Origin of the sequence: Hymenobacter sp. YC55 (assembly GCF_029433095.1) — a bacterium.
In the GTDB taxonomy this organism is placed as follows: domain Bacteria; phylum Bacteroidota; class Bacteroidia; order Cytophagales; family Hymenobacteraceae; genus Hymenobacter.
In genome coordinates this window covers 372,610-393,845 of record NZ_JARNTX010000004.1, presented here as the reverse complement: position 1 = coordinate 393,845, position 21,236 = coordinate 372,610, and the positions used below count along the sequence as shown (strand labels likewise).

Annotated in this window: 17 protein-coding genes; 5 read left to right on the top strand and 12 right to left on the bottom strand. The window is 55.0% G+C overall.

The features are described 5' to 3' along the window. Positions 1-69 precede the first annotated feature (69 nt). From P1X16_RS24250 to P1X16_RS24235, 4 genes are all read right to left on the bottom strand, one after another. Positions 70-3,510: an efflux RND transporter permease subunit gene (locus tag P1X16_RS24250; RefSeq protein WP_277234646.1), complete on the bottom strand. Its 3,441-nt coding sequence runs from the start codon at positions 3,508-3,510 to the stop codon at positions 70-72. Positions 3,511-3,647: 137 nt separating this feature from the next. Next, a complete protein-coding gene (locus P1X16_RS24245) occupies positions 3,648-4,799 on the bottom strand; it encodes an efflux RND transporter periplasmic adaptor subunit (protein ID WP_277234644.1) in 1,152 nt (383 codons plus the stop codon). 105 nt (positions 4,800-4,904) lie between these two features. Beyond that, entirely contained in the window at positions 4,905-6,452 is a 1,548-nt protein-coding gene (locus P1X16_RS24240; RefSeq protein ID WP_277234642.1) for a TolC family protein, read from the bottom strand. Positions 6,453-6,484: 32 nt separating this feature from the next. After that, positions 6,485-7,099: a TetR/AcrR family transcriptional regulator gene (locus P1X16_RS24235; protein ID WP_277234640.1), complete on the bottom strand. Its 615-nt coding sequence runs from the start codon at positions 7,097-7,099 to the stop codon at positions 6,485-6,487. A 302-nt stretch (positions 7,100-7,401) separates the two neighbouring features. Here P1X16_RS24235 and ispF point away from each other — a divergent pair, with 302 nt between their 5' ends. Both ispF and P1X16_RS24225 read left to right on the top strand, forming a co-directional pair. Further along, the gene (gene ispF / locus P1X16_RS24230; RefSeq protein ID WP_277234638.1) at positions 7,402-7,881 is read left to right on the top strand and encodes a 2-C-methyl-D-erythritol 2,4-cyclodiphosphate synthase; all 480 of its coding nucleotides are present in this window, start codon (positions 7,402-7,404) and stop codon (positions 7,879-7,881) included. A 117-nt stretch (positions 7,882-7,998) separates the two neighbouring features. After that, positions 7,999-9,690, top strand: a complete 1,692-nt coding sequence (locus P1X16_RS24225; protein ID WP_277234637.1) for a M28 family peptidase — start codon at positions 7,999-8,001, stop codon at positions 9,688-9,690. Positions 9,691-9,738: 48 nt separating this feature from the next. Here the strand turns inward: P1X16_RS24225 and P1X16_RS24220 are convergent, their stop codons facing one another. Beyond that, a complete protein-coding gene (locus P1X16_RS24220; RefSeq protein WP_277234635.1) occupies positions 9,739-10,125 on the bottom strand; it encodes a hypothetical protein in 387 nt (128 codons plus the stop codon). Between the two features lie 46 nt (positions 10,126-10,171). Between P1X16_RS24220 and P1X16_RS24215 the strand changes: the two genes are divergently transcribed. Together P1X16_RS24215 and P1X16_RS24210 are read left to right on the top strand one after the other, a co-directional pair. Then, a complete protein-coding gene (locus tag P1X16_RS24215) occupies positions 10,172-11,551 on the top strand; it encodes a LutB/LldF family L-lactate oxidation iron-sulfur protein (RefSeq protein WP_277234634.1) in 1,380 nt (459 codons plus the stop codon). Positions 11,552-11,634: 83 nt separating this feature from the next. Then, entirely contained in the window at positions 11,635-12,684 is a 1,050-nt protein-coding gene (locus P1X16_RS24210) for a hypothetical protein (protein WP_277234633.1), read from the top strand. Between the two features lie 39 nt (positions 12,685-12,723). Here P1X16_RS24210 and sdaAA read toward each other — a convergent pair whose 3' ends face one another. The 4 genes from sdaAA to P1X16_RS24190 form a co-directional block, all read right to left on the bottom strand. Continuing rightward, positions 12,724-13,626, bottom strand: a complete 903-nt coding sequence (gene sdaAA / locus P1X16_RS24205; protein WP_277234632.1) for an L-serine ammonia-lyase, iron-sulfur-dependent, subunit alpha — start codon at positions 13,624-13,626, stop codon at positions 12,724-12,726. 131 nt (positions 13,627-13,757) lie between these two features. Next, on the bottom strand, positions 13,758-15,629 hold the full coding sequence (locus tag P1X16_RS24200) for a M48 family metallopeptidase (RefSeq protein ID WP_277234630.1): 1,872 nt from the start codon (positions 15,627-15,629) through the stop codon (positions 13,758-13,760). Between the two features lie 83 nt (positions 15,630-15,712). Next, a complete protein-coding gene (msrB, locus tag P1X16_RS24195; RefSeq protein WP_277234629.1) occupies positions 15,713-16,180 on the bottom strand; it encodes a peptide-methionine (R)-S-oxide reductase MsrB in 468 nt (155 codons plus the stop codon). A gap of 103 nt (positions 16,181-16,283) precedes the next feature. Continuing rightward, positions 16,284-17,057: a hypothetical protein gene (locus tag P1X16_RS24190; protein ID WP_277234627.1), complete on the bottom strand. Its 774-nt coding sequence runs from the start codon at positions 17,055-17,057 to the stop codon at positions 16,284-16,286. Positions 17,058-17,111: 54 nt separating this feature from the next. Between P1X16_RS24190 and P1X16_RS24185 the strand changes: the two genes are divergently transcribed. Next, positions 17,112-18,626 carry an NAD(P)H-hydrate dehydratase gene (locus P1X16_RS24185; RefSeq protein WP_277234626.1) on the top strand — a complete coding sequence of 505 codons (1,515 nt, stop codon included), beginning with the start codon at positions 17,112-17,114 and terminating at the stop codon, positions 18,624-18,626. A 59-nt stretch (positions 18,627-18,685) separates the two neighbouring features. Here the strand turns inward: P1X16_RS24185 and P1X16_RS24180 are convergent, their stop codons facing one another. The 3 genes from P1X16_RS24180 to P1X16_RS24170 form a co-directional block, all read right to left on the bottom strand. Beyond that, positions 18,686-19,603, bottom strand: a complete 918-nt coding sequence (locus P1X16_RS24180) for a UbiA family prenyltransferase (RefSeq protein WP_277234624.1) — start codon at positions 19,601-19,603, stop codon at positions 18,686-18,688. 110 nt (positions 19,604-19,713) lie between these two features. Continuing rightward, on the bottom strand, positions 19,714-20,397 hold the full coding sequence (locus P1X16_RS24175) for a DUF6766 family protein (RefSeq protein WP_277234622.1): 684 nt from the start codon (positions 20,395-20,397) through the stop codon (positions 19,714-19,716). 131 nt (positions 20,398-20,528) lie between these two features. Beyond that, positions 20,529-21,113, bottom strand: a complete 585-nt coding sequence (locus P1X16_RS24170; RefSeq protein ID WP_277234620.1) for an inorganic diphosphatase — start codon at positions 21,111-21,113, stop codon at positions 20,529-20,531. Positions 21,114-21,236 lie beyond the last annotated feature (123 nt).

Genomic DNA, 21,236 nt, shown 5'->3' with positions numbered 1-21,236 from the left:
CCTCTTCAACCGTTTGGTTAGAAGAGGATACTGCCTCCCAGAATAGTTGCAAGCCGCTCCGAAAAGAATCTAGACTTCTGCCATTGCCGGTGAGGTAGTCGGCCGCACTTTGTCGGCTCCGGCAGGTGGCAGCGGGTGGTTATCAGCTGAATGGCCGCTAACCTTCTCTTTGATCCGCTCCGTAATCAGGTACATAACGGGTACTACTAGCAGTGTAATACCGGTCGCAAACACCAGACCAAAAATGATGGTCCAAGCCAAAGGGCCCCAGAAAACCACCGACTCACCTCCGATAAAGAAGTTCGGATGGCCGCTGTTGAACAGCTCGTAGAAGTCGATGTTGAGGCCGATAGCCAGCGGAATCAGACCGAGGGTAGCCGCAGTAGCCGTCAGAATTACAGGGTTCAGACGCGTCCGGCCAGCCAATACGATGGCCTCCCGCAGCGGCATGCCCTGCGAGCGGAGCATATCCGTGAATTCAACCAGCAGAATGCCGTTCTTCACCACAATACCTGCCAGGGCAATGATACCTACCCCGGTCATTACGATACTAACGTTCATGCCCGTGATGGCCAAACCAAGCAGTACCCCGATTACCGAGAAGATAATTTCGGTCAGGATGATGAGCGGCTTGCTCACCGAGTTGAACTGCGTCACGAGCACCAGGAAGATGAGGCCGATAGCGCCGATGGCGGCAACCCCGAGGAAGTTGCTGGTTTCCTGCTGGTCTTCCTGCGCACCACCCATGCGAATAGTATAGCCGGGCGGCGTTGGGTACGACTTAAGCGCCTGCTCGATTTGCGCTACCACATCAGGACCGGTGAAGCCGTTGAGCACGTTCGACGAGATAGTGATAACCCGCTTCACGTCTTTGCGCTTGATGCCGCCGTACGTGGTGCTGTACTTCACATCAGCCACTGCCGAAATCGGTACCTGACGAATCTGGCCGGTCGCGTCGCGGAACGAGAGCGGGGCATTCAGGATGGCGTCTACGTTGTCGCGGTACGGCTGGGCGTAGCGCACCTGAATTGGGTAATCGTCGTCGGAGGTTTTGAATTTGCTGGCCTCGAAGCCGTAGATGGCCGTGCGAACTTCCTGCCCAATCTGCGCCGTGCTGATGCCTTCGCGGTTAGCCCGTACGCGGTTGATGTTGACCGAAATTTCCGGGTTCCGGTCTTCCAGGTTGGAGCGCAAGTCTTCGATACCGCCAATATGGAGCGAATCAATGTAGCGCTCTACCTTCTTCGAGAGAGCCGCCAGCTGCTGGTAATCGTCGCCGGCTACTTCGATGGCAATAGGCTTACCGGTAGGCGGACCGCTAGACTCCTGATCAACAGAAATTTCGGCGCCGGGAATACCTTTCACCACTTCCCGAATCTTGTCCATGTAGGTGCTGGTCGGAACGCCGGTGCGCTCACTGGTTTCCTTGAAGGCCACCGCTACTTTCGCCAAGTTGGACTGCGACACGCCGGTAGCCGTGGCTTCACCCGGGTCGCCGGCACCAATGGCCACGTTGGTAATCACCGACTCCACATCGTGGTTGTTGTGGCCAATTACACCGTAGATGCGCTTCTCCATCACCCGCGCTATGGAGTCCGTTACTTCTACCCGCGTACCAACTGGCATTTTCAGGTAGGAGTAGATAAACTTAGGATCACCTTTGGGGAAGAAGTCCACCTTGGGCTTGCGGGCGGCCACAGCAAAAATTGAGACAACGAACAAGACCACCATGCTCGCCATAATGAGCTTTGGCCAATTGATAGCCCAGTTCACGAGACGACCATATCCGTGCTGCATGCGGGGCAGTACCTTGGTTTGGAACCCAGCAATCAGGTGCACGAACACAAACTCGTTGAGCAAGCACAGCACTAGGATGGTAACAAACAGGTTGCCTACGAACGTCGAGCCGCTCACGTAGCCGATAAGCGCAATCAGGGCCAGTACGCCCAATCCAATTAGGAAGCCGCGGGACAGTCTTGGCTTGCCTTCAACCTTATGTTCGCCAGCGTGGTCTTCGCGCTGCATGAAGCTCACGGCAAACACCGGGTTCATGATGAAGGCCACAATCAGCGACGACATGAGCGTGATGATGAGCGTAACGGGCAGGTAGAACATGAAGCTACCCACGATGCCCGGCCAGAACATAAGCGGCACGAAAGGCGCTACGGTGGTGAGCGTACCAGCTAGCACCGGGATGAACACTTCACCAGCAGCAAACTTAGCCGCCTGCGCCGTCGTCAGGTTGGGGTGCTCGTGCAGCAGACGGTGCGTGTTTTCGATTACCACAATGGCGTCGTCGACCACAATACCGAGGGCCAGCAGGAAGGCGAAGAGCACAATCATGTTCAGTGAGAAGTCCATGACGGGCAGCACCAGGAAAGCCAGGAACATGGAAATCGGCACCGACAAGCCCACGAACAGGGCGTTGGTGGTACCCATGAAGAACATCAGAATCACGGTTACGAGGATGAAACCGATGATGATGGTGTTGATCAGGTCGTTGAGGGTTACGCGGGTGTCATTGGAAGTGTCACCGGTGATGGTGATGTCCAGCTCGGTAGGCAGCGAAGACTTGGAGTCTTTGATAATCTCCTTGATCTTATCGGAGGCTTCAATCAGGTTCTCACCCTGGCGCTTCACTACGTTCAGGCTAATCGACGTTTTGCCGTCGAGGCGGGCGTAGCTTTCCCGGTCTTTGAAGGCATCTTCTACAGTGGCAATATCACCGAGGCGTACCGACGAGCCATTCAGGTTTTTCACTTGAATGTTGGCAATGTCGGCAGCCCGCACGTACTGGCCGGCTACCCGCACGGCGCGCGTTTGGTCGCCTACATCAATAGAGCCCCCCGAGATGGTAATGTTTTCGCTGGCAATGGCCCGCTCGATGTCGCCGAAGCTTAGGCGCGAAGCCTGAAGCTTGTAGAGGTCCACGTCCACGTTCACCTGCTGATCGAGCGCACCTACAATATCGACGCGGGTGATTTCGGGCAGAGCTTCGATTTTATCCTGGAAGTCGTCGGCATACTTCTTCAACTGGCTGCTCGGCAAGTTGCCGGCCAAGTTGATTTGCATGATGGGCAGCTCCGACAAGTTTACTTCGTTCACGGTAGGCGGCGAAGGCAAGTCGTTGGGCAACTCATCGGCGGCCTTATCTACGGCGTCCTTGATGAGCTGCTTGGCATACTGCACGTCCACGTTGGAGTTGAACTCGATGTCGACGATGCAATAGTCCTGGTTGGAGGTGGAGTTGATTTTCTTCACCCCGTTTACCGACTTGATTTCCTTCTCCAACTGGCGCGTCACCAAGTTCTCGATGTCGGCCGGCGAAGTGCCCGGATACACCGTGGCCACGATGATACGCGGAATCACGATGTCGGGGAAGTTTTCCTTGCCCAACTTGATGTAGGCAAAAATGCCCGCAATGCACAAGATGAGCGTGATAATGTAGATGCTGGTCTTATTATCAATAGACCAACTGGTAGGGCCAAATTCTTTTTCTACGTCTTGCATATTTAATTTAGCTACAAGCGGTAAGCGCTAAGCTTCCGGCTTGAATGGACGAATGGCTTTCTTGTTTAGGGCTATAAGTCACGAAGTCACGAGCAACAGATGGCAAGGCAAAGCTTGTAGCTGAGAACTGCCAGTTGTTAGATGCTAACGGCCTGACCTTCATTGAGATTTTGATAGCCGGCCGAAATAACTTGGTCGTTGGTTTGCAGGCCGCTAGTAACTTCCACTTTGCCGTTGTAGGTGTTGCCGGTTTGGATGACGCGCTTGGCCGCTACCTTCTTCCCGTTTTTCTCTTGCACTACCAGCACGTAGCTGTTCTGCTCATCACGCTGCACCAAGTCAACGGGCAGAACGGTGGCATTCGGACGGTTGTAGTTCTGAATACGCACAGTGGCCACCATGTTGGGGCTCAGGCGGGCAGCGCCGTTGCCAGCTAGGCGCAGCTCCACCATAAAGGTGCGGCTGGTGGGGTTAATAGTCTGGCTTACAACCCGCACCGTAGCAGGCAGTTCTTCGCTACCTAAATCAGGAACGGTTACCAGAGCTTTGTCGCCAGCCTTGATGCGGGAAGCATAAGCTTCCGACACGTCGGCCACGATTTTGGCACCTTGGCCGCTTACGAGGCGTACCACGGGCGCACCTGGTGCCACTGTTTCACCTAGTTTAGGCAGTACATCGTCTACGGTGCCGCTGAAGGGCGCTACCACGCTATAGAGTTCGCGCTGGCGGTTGAGGGTAGTCAGGTTGCGCTGCAGAGCTTCGTAGTTGTTCTTGGCTTGCAGATACTGAATCTCGGTACCGATTTGCTGCTTCCAGAGGCGGTCCTGCTTTTCGTAAATCACGCGGGCTAAGTCCATCCGGGTGCGCAGTTCGGCAATGCTGGCATCGAGTACCGAAGCGTCGATAGAAGCCAGTACCTGGCCTTTACCTACCCGGTCGCCGCGCTGCACCCGCACGTTGGTGAGCGTACCGGCCGAGCGAGCGGCTACGGTAGCATTCTGGTCGAAATCGGCCCGGCCCTGTACTTCAAGGTAGCTCTTGAAGCTTTCGGGCGCCACTTTCAACACCGATACGGGCACCGCCTGTACCGGGCCGCCAGCGGCTTCGCCGCCTTCAGCACCTTCAGTGCCGGCCTTGGCGCCACCTTTCGATTCGAGGGCGGCAATTTTGGCTTGCGTGGCAGCCTGTTCCTTTTTCAATTCGGCGAGTTCGGCAGCCGGTTCCTTTTGCCCGCCGCAGGCAGCTAGCAGAGCCAAGGCAAGAACAGCGGAAGAAGAGAGATATTTCATGGAAGTAAGTAGATGCTAGGAATGAGGATACAGGGGCTAGAAGTAGGAGAGAAAGAGCTGAGAGTTTTGTCGGTTCCAGCTTAGCTCCTACTTCCTAGCGTCTTGTTATTTGGTGTAGAGCGTACCGGCGGCCTTGTTGAAGTCGACCTTGGCTACCAGCGCGTCGTAGAGCGACGAGTAGTAGTTGGTTTGCGCTTGGCGCAAGTCGGTTTCGGCCGTAATCACTTCCAGGTTCGAACCAACGCCCTCCTGGAATTTGATTTTGGCAACGCGAGCTACATCGGTAGCCAAATCCAGGTTGGCTTTCTGGTTGGCCAGCACATCCAGGGTGTTTTGCAAGGTGGTTTCGCCTTGGCGACGCTCCAGGTCGATGCTTTGCTGCAGCGTAGTGAAGCCCTTATTGACTTGCTCTAGTGCTAAGCGGCCCTGCTGGATAGAATACTTCTTCCGGAAGCCGTCGAAGATGGGAATGTTCAGAGCCAAGCCCACGTTGCCGAACCCAAACCAGTTCTGGTTGAGGATAGGCCGGCCGCTTGGCGACAGGTACGTGGAATTAGGTCCGCGGAACTCAAGCAGGTCGCCCAGCTTAGGCGCGGAGCCCAAGAAACCGTAGGCAGCTGTCAGGTTGAGGGTTGGCAAGTAGCCAGCGCGGCGGTTGCGGATATCGAGTACGGCCAAATCGCGCTGCGTTTCGAGCACCGAATACTCGATGCGCTTGCTGTAGTCAAACTCATTGCCAGCGCTCTTCAGCTTGTCGCGCTCGGCGTCGAGCACAGCGGCATCCAGCGCATCGGTCAAGGTTACGCCTTGGCGCTGGTCGAGGCCCATCTGGAACTTAAGGAGGGCCACACTCAAGTCAATCAGGCGTTGCGCGTTCTGTGCTTCTATCCGCAGGTTGTTTACCTGCACCTGCAACCGGTCGACGTCCAGCTTTTCGGCAAAGCCTTGCTTAAAGGTTTGCTGCGTTTGGTAAAGGAGCGTATCGAGGCGCTGCACGTTGCGGTTGAGCAAGTTGAGCCGCTCGCGGGCCACTAGGCTGCTGTAGTAGGCTTTCGATACCTGCTCTACCACATCAATCTCGCTCTGAGTTGTTTGCTTCACTGAAAGTTGCTCATACACCTTAGCTGCCTTCAAGCCCAACAGGTACGAGCCGTTGAAGAGCTGTTGGGAAAGCGAAGCAGAAGCGTTGCCCGCGTTCCGCAAACCGAAAGCAATGGGCTGCGGTCCCACCGATTCTACCTCAACGTAGCTAGGGTCCAGTACTACGGTTTGTCCAGCATTTACGGTTGCAAGCTTCTGAGGCGTGAGCGTAGCACCTTCAAGGGCACCCGGACCACCAGCAAACGCCCCAAAGTCAACCAGTGAGCGCTGCAGCTTGAAGTTGTCGGTTAGTGCGGCATTGGCATTGATCTGCGGCAAGCCAGTGGCTTTGATTTCGCCAACGCGGGCCTTAGCCACTTGCTCGTTGAGGCGCTGGCTTTGCAGCGTCGACTTGTTTTGCAGGGCGTACTCAATGGCTTGCTGCAAAGTCAGGTTCATGGGCGCGCTACTGGCCACAGGCTGGCCGGTAGAAGGCGTCTGGGCTAGCGCGGGGTGCAGGCTAAGCAAGCCGGCCCCTGCTGCCAGGAGCAGAGTGCGGAAGCGTGTTCTCATTGGGTAAAGAGAGAAATAGAAGGTGCGCGGCATTATTCTTCTTCCGTCACCTGACGGTATTGGTTGATAAGTTTGTGCCCCTTAAGGGTGGCTACGCCCAGCATAAAGTGCTCGAGCGTGATAAGCGAAACCCGTTGCAAATCGAAGGTGCGGGGCGGGAAGATCAGCGGGTTGAAGGCCATTTCGATTTCTGCGAGGCGCAGGCGAGCCAGCACGTCTATATCGAGGTCGGCGCGGTAGAGGCCTTCGTTCACTCCCCGCCGGAGGTTATCGGTTATCTGTTCAAGGATGTAGTTGTTTTTGTGCTCCATCCAGAGCTGCCAGGATGCGGGATAGTATTTCTGCAGATCATGAAAGATGCTGGGGTGCATTTCCGTGAACTGGCTTTTCAACCAATCCATCATGCCAAACAGCTCGTCGATAGCCGATCCAGCATTTCCAATCAGCACTTCACATTCTCCCTGGGTCTGGCCGAGATGATGGCGCATGACGCCTTCTACAATCTGGTCTTTGTTTTCAAACCATTTGTAGAGCGTCTTCTTCGACATGCTGAGGTGAGTCGCAATGTCGTCCATCGATACACTCTTTATGCCCCGGTGGGTGAACAGTTCACGCGCTGCTAATAAGATGCGGTCTTTTATTTCCATGGTTGCTTCTGGCCCCAAAGGTACAAAGGAAACTTTCGATGTTTCCTAAGTTTCCATTAATTTTTTACTATCAATTCTTGGAGTCAGATAGTTCCCTTTATGCCACTGACGTTTGACCACGAGTTTTACTTTGCTGGCGACCATCTTTTTTTGTTGCTCCACAGTAATTCAGTGCTGAAGAGCCTGCTATACCCCTCGGAAAGAAGAGCCATACGCCACCGCGGAGCCGAGCAGCAGCAACCTGAGCGCAGCTTCGGGGCGGGTGCGTACCTTCGCAGCTTCACCTGCTACTTTCGCTCCTAATGAAAATCCGTACCGGCTTCGGCTACGACGTTCACCAGCTTCGGGAGGGCCTACCCTTCTGGCTTGGTGGCATCCAGATTCCGCATACCCATGGCGCCCTCGGCCACTCCGATGCCGATGTGCTCATCCATGTTATCTGCGACGCGCTACTAGGCGCTGCCAACCTGCGCGACATCGGTTTCCACTTCCCCGACACCGATCCACAGTACAAGGGCATTGACAGCAAGCGGCTACTGGCCGAAGTGGTGCGCCTACTCGATGAGCGGGGCTACACCATTTCCAATATCGACTCCACTGTTTGCCTGGAAGCGCCCAAGGTGAATCCGCACATCCCGGAGATGCAGCGCGTGCTGGCCGAAGTGATGCACATCGAACAAAACGACGTGAGCATTAAGGCCACCACTACCGAAAAATTAGGTTTCGTTGGCCGCCGCGAAGGGGTAGCCGCCTACGCTTCCGTCCTTATCGTGCAACCTTAAGGGTGAACTTGTGAGATTGTGAAATTGTGAACCAACGCTTCGCTCAGCCGGGTTACTTGCCCGGGCCGTCAACTCGGAGTTTCACACCCTTACAAGTGCCCAACTTTCCACATACACATGCATAAATCACCTTTCCTGACCTGGCTGCTGGTGGCGGGGCTTTCGGCTTCGGCCGTAGCTCAGCAGGCGCCCGAAAAAATCAAAATCAAGAAAAAGCGCGGAGCCAAGACCGAGGCAACGGCCACGCCCGTAGCCGAGCCGGCACCCGCTGCGCAGCCCGCCGCCCAGATCGATCTGGCTGGCCAATACGGGCAAACCATCACGCAGGAAGATTTGCGCAAACACCTCTCGGTGCTGGCTTCTGATGCGTATGAGGGCCGCGAAACTGGTGAAAAAGGCCAGAAAATGGCGGCCGACTACCTTGCCCAGCAGTTCAAGGAACTAGGCCTGACGGGCCCCGTGCAGGGCTCCGACAACCCGTATGTGCAGCACTTCACCATGGAGCGTAGCACGTGGGCTGAAGGCGGTACCTTGAAAGTAGCCGGCCAGACCTATAAGTGGCTAGTCGATTTCTACGCCGTCGGGGCCTCGCCCTTCCAGCAAGAAACCACGGTGCAGCCCTTGTTTGTGGGCTACGGCATCGAGCAAGACGGCTACTCCGACTATGCCGGCAAAGACGTGCAAGGCAAAGACCTGCTGATTTTGCTCGACGAGCCGAAGTCGGCCGACGGCAAGCCGCTGCTTGGCAAAGACGGCGCCAACAGCAAGTGGGGCACCGACTACCGGGCCAAGGCTGCGTTAGCCGCCGAAAAAGGCGCTCGTTCGGTGTTTTTCGTGGATTTCAACCCCAACAGCAACTTCAGCAAGTCGTTGGGCCGCGTGTCGCAGTACGTGAACCGGCCGAGCATTGCGTTCAAAGATGCCAAGCCAGGCACTCGGCGCTCGGCTTTCTTCGTGTCGCCGGAGGTAGGCTACAAACTGCTTGGCTCGAATGCCGCGGCCGTAACCAAGTACATGGCTAGCGTAGGCCAGGCCGGTAAACCCGTAGCCGGATCGTTTAAGCCCGCAAAATTTGCGGTAAAAGCGTCGAAGAAGGTGGAAGACTTCACCACTGAAAACGTGATGGGCTACTTGGAAGGCACCGACAAGAAAGACGAAGTAGTAATTCTGTCGGCGCACTACGACCACATCGGCGTGATAAACGGCGAGGTAAACAACGGTGCCGACGACGACGGCTCGGGTACGGTAACGGTGCTAGAAATGGCGCAAGCCTTCACGAAAGCCAAAGCTGAAGGCCACGGCCCACGCCGGAGTCTGCTGTTTTTGGCCGTTACGGGCGAGGAAAAAGGCCTGTTAGGTTCGGAGTACTACACCGACCACCCCATTTTCCCGCTCACCGCCACCGTAGCCGACCTGAACACCGATATGGTGGGCCGCACCGACAAAGACCACGAAGGCAAAGGCGACTACGTCTACGTTATCGGCTCCGACAAGCTTTCTTCGGAACTACACGAAATCGTGCTCAACGCCAACGCGCAATACACGAAGATGGATCTGGACTTCCGCTTCAACGACCCCGAAGACCCGAACCGCTTCTACTACCGCTCCGACCACTACAACTTTGCCAAGCATAAAATCCCGGTAGCCTTCTTCTTCAACGGCGTCCACGACGACTACCACGGCCCCGGAGACGAAGTAGAAAAAATCGAGTTTCCGAAAATGGAGAAGCGCGCTCAGTTGGTATTCTACGCCGCCTGGGAAGTAGCCAACCGTGATTCCCGCATAGTAGTAGACTCCAACAAGAAGTAGCAAAAGGGAGAACGTTCTGCTCAGGCCGACGTTCTCCCTTTTCTTTGCTCATCCGGCTGCTACTCGTTGTTGAGCAGCGGGCGTCAATACCAACCCTCGTTTGTGGCAGAACCCAAGCAAGTCTAGGGTGACGGCCGCGGACGAGGGTTTTATGTAGTAGCAGGTGCTTGCTTCTGCCACGGTCAGCAATACTTGCTCGCGGCGCCAAAAACTTTCAGCAACAAAATCGACTTGCAGGATGGCAGAATAGGCATAGTGCCGCTCGGTCAGTATCTTTATAGTCCAGTCTGCCGGGTAAAGCACCAGACGACAGCCAAGGTCGTTTTTGGAATACCCCGGCAGCAGTCCGAATAACCGAAAGGAACTGGTAATTGCGTCTACCGGGACGGTAAAGCCTTCGGGCGGTAGCGACTCCGGAATGCAGGTATACGTCATATCGGACTAGAGTAAGTACATTAGAATAGTAATTCAGTGCATTGCCATGATAGCCACGAAATCCAGCCAGTTTCAACTCGATAGCGAAAAGAAGGCGTTTGACTTAGAGCACCGTCGTAAAATCCGTTTCAATATTGGCAAATACAATGCAGCGGTAAGCACGGGCCTCGCCTTCTACCAAGACCATGAACTGGCGCGGGAGCGGGCTTCATACTTGAAGTCGAAGGTTATCAACAACCTGCATGAGTACTTGCTGGAGTTTGAGCGCAACTTCACGGCGCGGGGCGGCAAGGTAATCTGGGCCCAGAATGCCGACGAGGCCCTGCGCGAAATTGGGAAGATCATGGCCCGGCGCAAAGCCAAAACGGTGGTGAAGGCTAAGAGCATGACCACCGAGGAAATCCACCTCAACCACTTTCTAGAGAAAAACGGCATCGAGTCGGTGGAAACGGACCTGGGCGAGTTCATCGTGCAGCTGAATGGGGAGCGGCCCTACCACATCGTGACGCCCGCCATGCACCTAAGCAAGCTGGACATTGCTAACATCTTCGTCAAGCACCTGGGCATCGAGTATACTGACGACGCGCAGAAGCTGGTGCTAACGGCGCGCCACCTGTTGCGTAGCAAGTATACCTCGGCTGAAGTGGGCATTACGGGCGGCAACTTTCTGATTGCGGATACTGGCGCCGTGGCCGTGACGGAAAACGAAGGCAACGCTCGTTTGTCGGCTACTTTTCCGCGCACCCACATTGCCATTGTCGGCATTGAGAAAGTAATTCCGAAGCTGGATGATTTGGCATTGTTCTGGCCGCTGCTCAGCACTAGCGGCACCGGCCAACAAGTAACGGTGTACAACACCATCTACACCGGTCCGCGCCAACCCCTGGAAAAAGACGGCCCCGATGAAATGATTGTGGTGCTGCTCGACAACGGCCGCACCAATCTGCTGGCGCAACCAGCGCAGCGCGAGGCGTTGAACTGCATTCGTTGCGGTGCCTGCCTCAACATCTGCCCGGTGTATAAGAACATCGGTGGGCACACGTACGAAACCACGTATTCGGGGCCCATTGGCTCGGTTATTTCGCCCCACTTGGCGGGCATGGCCGAAAACAAGCACCTCAGCTACGCTTCGTCGCTCTGCGGCGCCTGCACTTCGGTGTGCCCGGTAAAAATTCCGATTCACAACCTGCTGCTCCAAAACCGGCAGCAAACCGTGCGGGAAGGCATCACCGATAAAGAAGAGCGCACAGCCATTCGGTTGTGGCTGATAGCCATGAAAAACCGCCGCCTCCTAGACCTGTTGCCCGCGCGCGGCAAAAACTGGGTACTGTTGCGCTTGCTTAGCCAAGTGGGCTGGAGCAAGCGCCGCGACGCACTGGAAGTAGCCCCGAAGTCGTTTAAGCAGCTTTGGAAAGCCCGCAAATAGCTTTCAGAACGCGGGGCACTCCAACTTATTAGCTTGAATTACAGTAAAAAGGCAGCTTCAATTGGCTGCCTTTTTGTTTGTTTATGCTAGAACTTGCGCCGCGGATACTGGCTTTCGCTGTTGGCATCATCCTAATCCTTATCACCCTATCTGCGGCGATTCGCTCGTTTGTACTGCCCCGCAACGAAGTAGTCCGGCTGAACGGCTACGTGTTTCAAGGCTTGCGCCTTATTTTTAACTGGGCTGCTTCTACCCGTTCCACTTTCGGTTTGCGCGACCGGGTACAGGCCCATTATGCCCCTGTGGCCTTGGTAGCGTTACCCATCGTGTGGTTGGCAGTTATTTCGGGAGGCTATACCCTGATTTATTGGGGGCTGTATGAAGGCTCTTGGCTGGAATGCTACCAGCTTAGTGGCAGCTCGCTGCTTACGCTTGGTACACACAAGACACGTGGCCCTATCATCACGATATTCACTTTTGCGGAAGCTACCATGGGCTTGTTGCTGATGACGCTGCTCATCTCCTACCTGCCCACTATCTACCAGGCTTTTTCGCGGCGCGAAATTGTAGTATCGCGCCTGGAGCTGCGGGCTGGCACTCCCCCCTCGGCTTGTGCGTTGCTGCAGTGGCTCAACCGCAGTGGCTCCCTTCACGACGATGCTAGCCAGTGGGAGCAATGGGAAGAATGGTTTGTGGAAATCGAGGAAAGCCATACCTCGTTGCCCATCCTATCGTTTTTCCGCTCGCCGCAGCCAGGCCGCTCCTGGGTGACAGCAGCAGCTCTGATTCTGGACACGGCGGCCCTAATGTTCAGTACCGTTGACGACAAGCGTGACCCCCAAGCTGAAATAACTTTCAAAGCGGGCTGCTTGGCAGTTAACCGAGTATACCGTTTTTTCGATGAGGGTTTAGATGCCGAGCCTTCCGACATCATTCCTGACAACGACCCAGTGGAAGACCCCGCCCGCGACGACTTCAACAAGGCCTACCAAGATTTGCAAGAGGCAGGGTTAGCCATGCATCCATCGTCTGACCAGGCCTGGAAACAATACCGTGAGTTGCGTGGCCGCTATGCCACTGCCCTAGAATTTTTGGGGAAGCTGACGATGGCTCCGGAAGTGAAATCGGTATAACACGCCGTTTCTACTGAGCACTTATTGCACCAGTTGCTGCTATTGTTCTTGGTCGGGCAGAATCTGCACGTCCTGCACCAGCACCATCTTCTCGATTTCGCGGCCACGGGTAGTGTTAGCCAGGCCACCAAGGGCTGTTTCCTTGTAACGGGTTTCCATGCTCTGGCCCACTTCGCCGAGCGCCGCTACGCACTGATCGACGGGAATAACGGGGTCGATGCCGGCAATGGCAATCTGCGCCGACGAGAAGGCTATAGCCGCCGCCGAAGCGTTGCGCACCACGCAGGGCACTTCTACCAACCCTGCCACCGGGTCGCAAACCAGCCCGAGCATGCACTGAATGGTGACGGCCACCGCTGCAAATGCCTGATCGACGGAGCCACCCAAACAGTACACAATGGCTCCGCTGCCCATGGCCGCCGCCGAGCCCGTTTCCGCTTGGCAGCCCCCCACGGCGCCCGCCAATGATGCATTCTGCTCGATGATAAGCGCAATGCCTGCGGCTACCAACAAACCCTCCAGAATTGTCCGATCGGATAGTTTATGTAACTCTTGAAGCGTCACGAGAACACCAGGCAAAATACCGGAAGCACCCGCTGTGGGTGCCGCTACCACCCGGCCCATACAAGAATTCACTTCTTTGGCTCCAAAAGCCCGCATAATCAGATTCTTGAACTCAGGCGACAACACCGTTACGGGCGAAGCGGCAATCTTCTTCGCGCCGTTGTTGATCATACCCGAGCGAGACGTCATGTCTTGCGTGAGGCCAGTTTGCACGGCGTCGCGCATTACATCGTAAGCCCGCTGCAAGCCCGTCCATATCTCCTCCTCTGTGCGGCCTTTCTGCTCGATTTCATAAGCCAGCACCGGTTGATATAGCGGTTCGTTGGTGGCAGCACAGTGCGCACGCCAGGAAGCGAAATCAGTGAAGAGCAAGGACATGGTGGGGTGGAGTTAGAGGCGAGCAGTAGAGAAAGGGAAGCAACTTGCTGTAAGACCAACAAAGAAGAGAGCGGCAAAGTGCAGCGGTATTCTTTCTAGCACGCGAACCTACGCAAAACCCCACAAGCAGTTTATGCCTCGATTAATGCTGCACCAGTTGTCTGCTTTGCCTTCCGCTCCAACCAAGCGTACTCATTACCAGTGGCAACAACAAATCCTTCACCGGGAAGCGTAATTTTCTCGGCCAACTCTCGTACCCACGCCCCAATAGTCTCCTGATTCCGTAGACGCCTGTTGATATGCGGTGCCACGAGTAGCACATACACCGGCTTGTGAGCGAAATGCTGCACTTGCTTGCGTAGCAGCCAAGCGCGACTGATTCCGTATTCAGGAGTAGTTACCTCTTGCAAAAGATCTTGCAGGTCTTTCTCAGATAACTCGTGCGGTAGCATTTGATCGGTTGGCCGCAAAGTTCCACGTTCTTGTACAGCTTCGTCGAGCACGTCGGCATGACGAAGCTGAACGGTTCCCAATTTGCGAACTTCCTCGCGGTTACCCCGGCGTAGGTGATACGCCTCCTGAATAGCAAGAGCAGGCCCCACATAGTTCGGCTCCTGTGCCATTACTTCAGCCAGTATAGGCAAACCAGCAGGGTCATCAAGGTTGGTCAGGACGCGGCCTACTGAAAAACGAGCAGCTGTTCCCCACTTGGTATCCTCTACTAGCTGCTGGAACAGAGGCAGTGCTTCGAGACCACCCACGTGGTCTTCAGTCAAATCAGCTAGCTCCCAAGCCTCATCAGAGCTTAGCGTTTCGGAAGCTGCCTGGCGGGCAGCTAATTCCTGAAGACGCTGCTGTTGCTGGCGAAGCACCTTGTGGCGCTCCCGCCACTCTGATTCATGGGTAGCAATCCACTCGGCATCGAGTGAAGCAGCCAAATGAGGAAGGTGCTCGCCAAGCCAGGCTTCGGCCGCCGACGTATCAGGGAGAGGTGGTACCATGGGCGCTTGGCCTAGCGCTTTCAGCCGCTCACCGAGAGTAGGATGTGTGCTAAATAAGTCAGGATCGGCTTCAAAAGCGGCTGTGAGCTGGCTTTGCTCGTCGGTTTCGGGCAAACGGCCTTGTTTGGCCAGGGGTAGCAACCTACTAATAACATCGGCCGGAGGTACTGGCTCTTCGGCTAAGGAAGCAGTAAGCTTATCCCAATGCAGTTTATCAAGGGCTGCATCACGCGTGATAGTGGCACACAGTGCTTCAGCCATAGCTTGCGGACTAGTTAACTGTGCGGCGGCGGCATCGGCAGCAAATTCATCGGTCCGTCGCACAGGATGCGACCAAGCATTGAAACGAGGCACGTACCACGACGTAAAGCGAGAAAAAATTGTTCTACCTGCTTGCCTCTCCAACTGCGCTATTAGCTGTGTCCACGTTTGGCTAACGCGGTAAACCCATGCCCCAAAACGACCATGTCCTCCACGCAAATGCCCAAGTTCGTGTCCAACAACGGCGGCGGCCTGCGTGGGCGACAACGCTTGCAAGAGAGGCAAACCGACCACTACATAGTTGCGGGACCACCCAAAGATTCCTAAACGTGGTACTTGTACGGCAGCGGCATTGAAGTCGGAAGTGAGCAGCACTTGGTGTACCCGCGGCGCTTTCAACGCTTGTGTTTGCTGCTGCAGCAAGGCTAGCAGCGGCGCCGCTTCGGTAAAGGTAAGCGGTAACCCTTGAGGCGGATCAAACTTCACCCATAACGAGCGCAATACCTTCCAGGCAAATATGCCTAATACAATTACCACTTTCCAGATAAGCCCGAAAGCTCGAGTAAAGAAACCGAGGGCCAGGGTAAGGCCTATAAGCCCGACAGCACCTAGTAATAAGAGCAAAATAAATGCATAACCCAACAAGGCCCAAAACCACACTTGCCGGCGGTAAGATGCAGGATTAGCTTCTGCCAGGGGACTCAGTTGACTCAACCGAGCCAGAAATTCTTCACGGGTCATAATGCACTAATAAGATAGAGGCCACTGAGCGTCTTTACCGACAATTCAGTGGCCTCTAAAGTAGAGTGCGAAAAGCAATTATCCTATTTCGCCGCAGCAGCTTCTTTAGGCTCACTCACCAGCTTAATACTGGCCGAATTGATGCATAAACGCAGACCGCTAGGCGCCGGCCCGTCGGGGAAGACGTGCCCTTGGTGAGCATCGCAAACGTTGCAGAGCACCTCTACGCGGACCATGCCATAGCTGGTATCTTTCTTGTACCGAATTGCACTTTCATCGACAGGCTGCGTGAAGCTCGGCCAGCCAGTACCCGACTCGAATTTGGTGCGCGAATCATAGAGTGGAGTGCCGCAACAGATGCAGGCGTAGAGGCCAGCTTCGTGCGCTTCGCAGTACTCACCAGTGAAAGCGCGCTCAGTGCCGTGCTGGCGCGTGACGTGGTATTGCTCGGGGGTGAGCTGGGCTTTCCACTCGGCATCAGTTTTCTCGACGCGGCGCGGCGAGGGCAGCGGATGGTTGGCAAGGCGGATTACGTCATTCCAGGTTTGCATATTGTTGGTTTTGGAAGTTGAATCAGAACATTAGTTACTGGTAAACGCGCTAGGCAAGTAGGAAGTTTATAACGGCTCTTTGGCTTGAAAAATTGGCAGCGTATCACTCGAACCGGTCACTGGCTCGCCACCGACGCCACTGCTGCCGAGCGTACGCTAAGAAAGCAGGCGGCGCAGTAGCAAATTCCTTTTCGTTCTGGTACAGCCCCTCTAGCTGCGAATAATCATCTGTTGGTTTCACACCATCGGCGCAGCACAGTGGCTTGTTGGCGGCTCTTTTTTGCTCTTCTTTGGTACCGTGGTTTAGCAACTGTATCATCTCACCCCGTAGAGCATACTTGGCTTTGCCTTCGCGCATGATAAGCTTCAGATTCGCCGGACTTACATCACCACGGCAAGCCAGACGGTACAGGATAGTGGTTTCGGTATGCCCATCGTTGTCGAGGTCGGTAATGGTAGTGGAGCCTGGCAGAGTAGCTAGCGTGATGTCTACGATACAGTTTTCTACGGCGTCTTGAAGGCGCCACAGTTCCTGGTAGCGGCTATTGCGGCTCGTATATTGCCGAACGTACAATTCTGCGCGCCGTCCGGCCTCCATGCCTTCGGCCGAAAGTGGCTCTGGCCGCTCAGGAGTGCGTACTACGAACAGCAAATTCTGACCGTTGGCATCCGTCCACTTTTTGGCTTCTACTAGCTTCCCTGCTGGTAGCTGTATTTCCGCCGGAATCTTTTGATTGAGTACAGAGCGCACAGTAGTCTGGTCGAAACGAACAGCAGCCTGGCTGGGCGCAACGATTGAAGCAGCTTTCCCCTGCCCTACCGCTTGACCAGCCGTTATATGCAGGCCACACAACAGCAACCCAAATATTTTGTGCATTTCACGTACCGCTTACTTGTGCTCAAGTATAAAACATAAACGACAAGCCGTCTTATGAAAATTCTTTCTGCTGCTCAAACCCACGCCGCCGATCAAGCCACTATTGAAGCGGCAAATATCCGCTCCGACGAGTTGATGGAGCGCGCTGCCACCACTTTCAGTGAATGGTTGATGGACCGAGTAGGCCAAGAAGCGGCAGGCGAAGTGCACATCTTTTGCGGCCCCGGCAATAACGGGGGCGACGGGCTGGTGGTAGCTCGTCAGTTGCACCTGTCGGGCTACGCGGTGCGCGTATGGCTGTTACCGGCAACTAAGTACTCTTCGGATTTCACCGTGAATTGCCAGCGGCTACCTGCAGAAGTAGCTTGCACTGAACTGAACCCGGAAAAGCTACCGCCGCTCCCAGCCAATGCCACTATAGTGGATGCCCTGTTTGGTACGGGTTTGAGCCGACCACTGGAAGGCATTGCTGCCGCAGTGGTAAACTATCTCAACCAATTAGAGGCAGTCGTTTTTGCCATTGATCTGCCCTCCGGCTTATTTGCTGATGCTCCACAGCCTACTGGCAGTGCAATTGTGCAAGCCCGCCACACGGTAGGGTTCGAATTACCGAAGCTAGCGTATCTGCTGCCGCAAAACGCTCGGTTTATTGGCGTGTGGCAGGTATTACCTATCGGGCTGAATCAGGAGTTTATCCACAATACGACTGTGGATAACTACTTTGTTGATGCAAAACTTCTAGCTGGCCGGTTACCTAAGCGGCCGAAGTTTGCGCATAAAGGCACTTTTGGGCACGCACTGCTGCTGGCCGGCAGCTACGGCAAAATAGGCGCGGCCGTGCTGGCGGCGCGGGCTTGCCTGCATGGTGGGATAGGGCTACTTACGGTGCGGACGCCTGCTGTCGGGTATACCATTCTGCAAACTGCCGTGCCCGAAGCCATGGCCTTGACCGACCCGGAACCCAACTTCATTACCGAGCTACCTGACTTGAAGCCCTACGCTGCGGTAGGCATTGGGCCGGGTCTAGGACAAGAAGCCGCCACTAAAGAAGTGTTAGGCCAACTACTACACCAGGCTAAACAGGCGTCCATACCCTTAGTCGTGGATGCCGATGCGCTGAATCTGCTAGGCACGCACCGCGAGCTACTCGACGAACTACCTGCTAGCACGCTGCTTACGCCACATCCCAAGGAGTTTGAGCGCCTCACCGAATCTGCCCGTGACGATTACCACCGCCTAGAGCTGCTGCGAGCGTTCTGCCAACGCTACCGCTGCTACTGTGTACTGAAAGGCGCCTACACTGCTCTTGGCACTCCCGAAGGCCCTATTTACTTCAACAGCACTGGCAACCCCGGCATGGGTACTGGCGGCAGCGGCGACGCACTCACCGGCTTGCTCCTGGCCTTGAGCGCCGACCAGCGCCTCTCCCCGCTCGATGCTGCGTTGCTAGGCGTTTTCGCCCACGGCCTGGCCGGCGACTTAGCGGCTCAACAAACCGGAGAAGCTGGCCTCATAGCCAGCGACATTGTCCGCTTTATTGGACCCGCATTACAGCAGTTGGTGGGTTAGAAAATCTGATGTTCGGCTTGCGGCAATTAAGCGAGACGAAGATCAAGCTCACTTTGCGACTAACTCACTACATACACCGCCAGAAACTGTAAAATCATGATGCCGTCGGTGAGGAGGGCAAAGTAATAGTCGGAGCGGGTTTCTTCGGCGTACCAGATGGTAGCGGCAGCCGCCACTGTAGGCAATGAGAGTACCAGCAGATGCTCGTATCCTATATCGAATGGGAACAGCAGATACGCTAGGGCCAGCGAGGTAAGGGCTACCCATTTGGTGGAGCGCACACCAAATACGCCCGGGAAAGTGCGGGTGCCGGTAAGCCGGTCTTTGGTATAGTCGCGAATATCGAACACGAAGGCCAGGGCCAGGATAAAGAAAAAGCGACGGGCGAAAAGCACCAGCACAACGGGTCCGAACAGAGGTTTAGCCAGGTACAGCGCTGGCACCCAAACCGTAACGGCGGCCCATACATACGCAATCAGAAATACCTTGAGCAAGGGCAAGTCGCGCAGGGCACGCCACCGCCCCCGCACTTTGGCTATGGGCAACGAATACAACAGCGAAATAGCTGCCAGGTGCCCCAGAAACAAGATTAGGTGTTGCCAGCCATCCAGAAAGAACAGTAGTCCTGCCACTGCCAACGAGGCTACGGCCAAGGCTAGCAGTTCGCGTCGGTGTTCGAGCATCCAACGCTTACGGCCCGACAGTACCACGGGCTGCCCGTGCTTGTAGGGTAACACGCTGTCGATGTTGTAAAGGAACAGTGTGGCCGTGAAAATCATCAGCCCAAGCCGGACCGGAATATCGACCCGCCAGAACAGAAAGGTAGCCCAGGTTAGCGCCAAAGCGGCCAGCGCCAGCCAGGTGCTGCTGTAGAGCACAGCATCGGTCCAGCGCCGCAGCGTGGCCGCCCCAGCTCCGGCTGCATTTTCTGGCGTGGCGGGCGGCACTACCGACGGTTTAAATGAAAACAGAGGCATGGGCAAGGAGCCTGAAAGAAGCAAGATCGGGCGTAGCAGTAGAAGTTGAGGCGCGCCCCTTTCCCTCTCTTACGCGCCTCGTGTAGCGGCAGCCAATTTGCCTTCTTGGGTCACTTGCCCGTTTCATCGTTGCTGGCATTGATTGGCTTGGACTGCGGAGAACCTTTCTGCCGCAAGTAAATAGACAAGCCTACAATAGAAATGATGCTTAGAAACTCGCTCTGCCAGTTCTGAAACGATTCAAACCAAAACCGTGAGGTACCCATGTACTCCACCGTCGTTACTGTGGGCTTGCCTTCATGGCGCTGCTCGATGCTGTACACCTCAGCCCCGCCTTTGGCGTGCAGCCATACACAGCCAAAGAACAGCAGGATGAACGCAATGGAAAGCGAATTTTTGTAGAGCGTTAGCTGCCACCCACCGTGCTTTACCGGTCCAGGAGCATCCGGCTTGTTTGGATCGGGCTCTTGGTCTACATCCTCTTTCTCGTATAGCTTTTTCGATTCAGAAGACCCTTTTTGCCGCAGCCAGATAGTAAGCAGTACATAGACCCCCATTTGCAGAAACTCGCTTTCCCAGTTTTCGAAAGTGGCTTCCAGGAAATGACCTGATCCTAAATACTGCCCCAAGGTGAGGGGCAGCATCTTCATTTGCTCAAGCTCAGCGTTGTTCTCGTGCCAGCCCATCAGGGTCTGTCCAACCAAGGTGGCTAGCACCAAGGTGGTTCCTACCAACAGCAGGCTGTTTTCATACAAAAATCGAATAAAAGCAGAGGGAGAGGGTTTGTCTGGCATAGTGCCGAATACGCTGAGCGTAACAAAAGGTGGTGCCTGCAATGTTAACTATACCTAGCCGCTTTTATCATGAAAAAGCCCTCTGCAAACACGAAGTTTGTAGAGGGCTTTTTCACCGAATCGGGGTTGGCTTACAGCTCGACGTCAGTGGTTTTCTTTACTGGCTCTGAATCAGCACCATTCGGGAAAGTTTCGTCGTAGAGCTTGATGCTGTCTTCGATGATCCGGTAGGCATCTTCGCGGCCCATGAACCGCTCTACGGTCACGTGCTTATGCTCCAAGGCCTTGTAGTCTTCGAAGAAGCGCTGCATCTCGTTGAGGGTGTGAGGCGGCAGGTCGGAAATATCGTTGAAGTGATTCACCGAAATATCATGGGCTGCTACGGCAATAATTTTGTCGTCTTCCTCGTCGCCGTCTATCATCTGCATCACCCCAATCACCTTGGCTTCAACCAAGCACATGGGCACAATGTCAACGGAGCACAACACCAATATATCGAGGGGGTCGTTGTCGTCGCAGTAGGTTTTAGGAATAAAGCCGTAGGCAGCAGGATAGTGTACTGCTGAGAAAAGCACCCGGTCGAGTTTGAGTAGGCCGCTGCTTTTATCTAGCTCGTACTTGGCTTTCGAGCCTTTCGGAATTTCAATGATGCCGTTTATGGTTTGCGGGGCGTTTTCGCCACGCTCTACATCGTGCCAAGGATTAAAATGAGCCATTGTGTTGAGGTTCTAGTTACTGGTTACTGAAATTGTTAAGGTGTGGGGCTGCACGACGGAGTGGGGTTGCATACGGCTCGGCATAGGTTAAAGATTCCTAAGCTAAGTCAATTAAATTGTTAG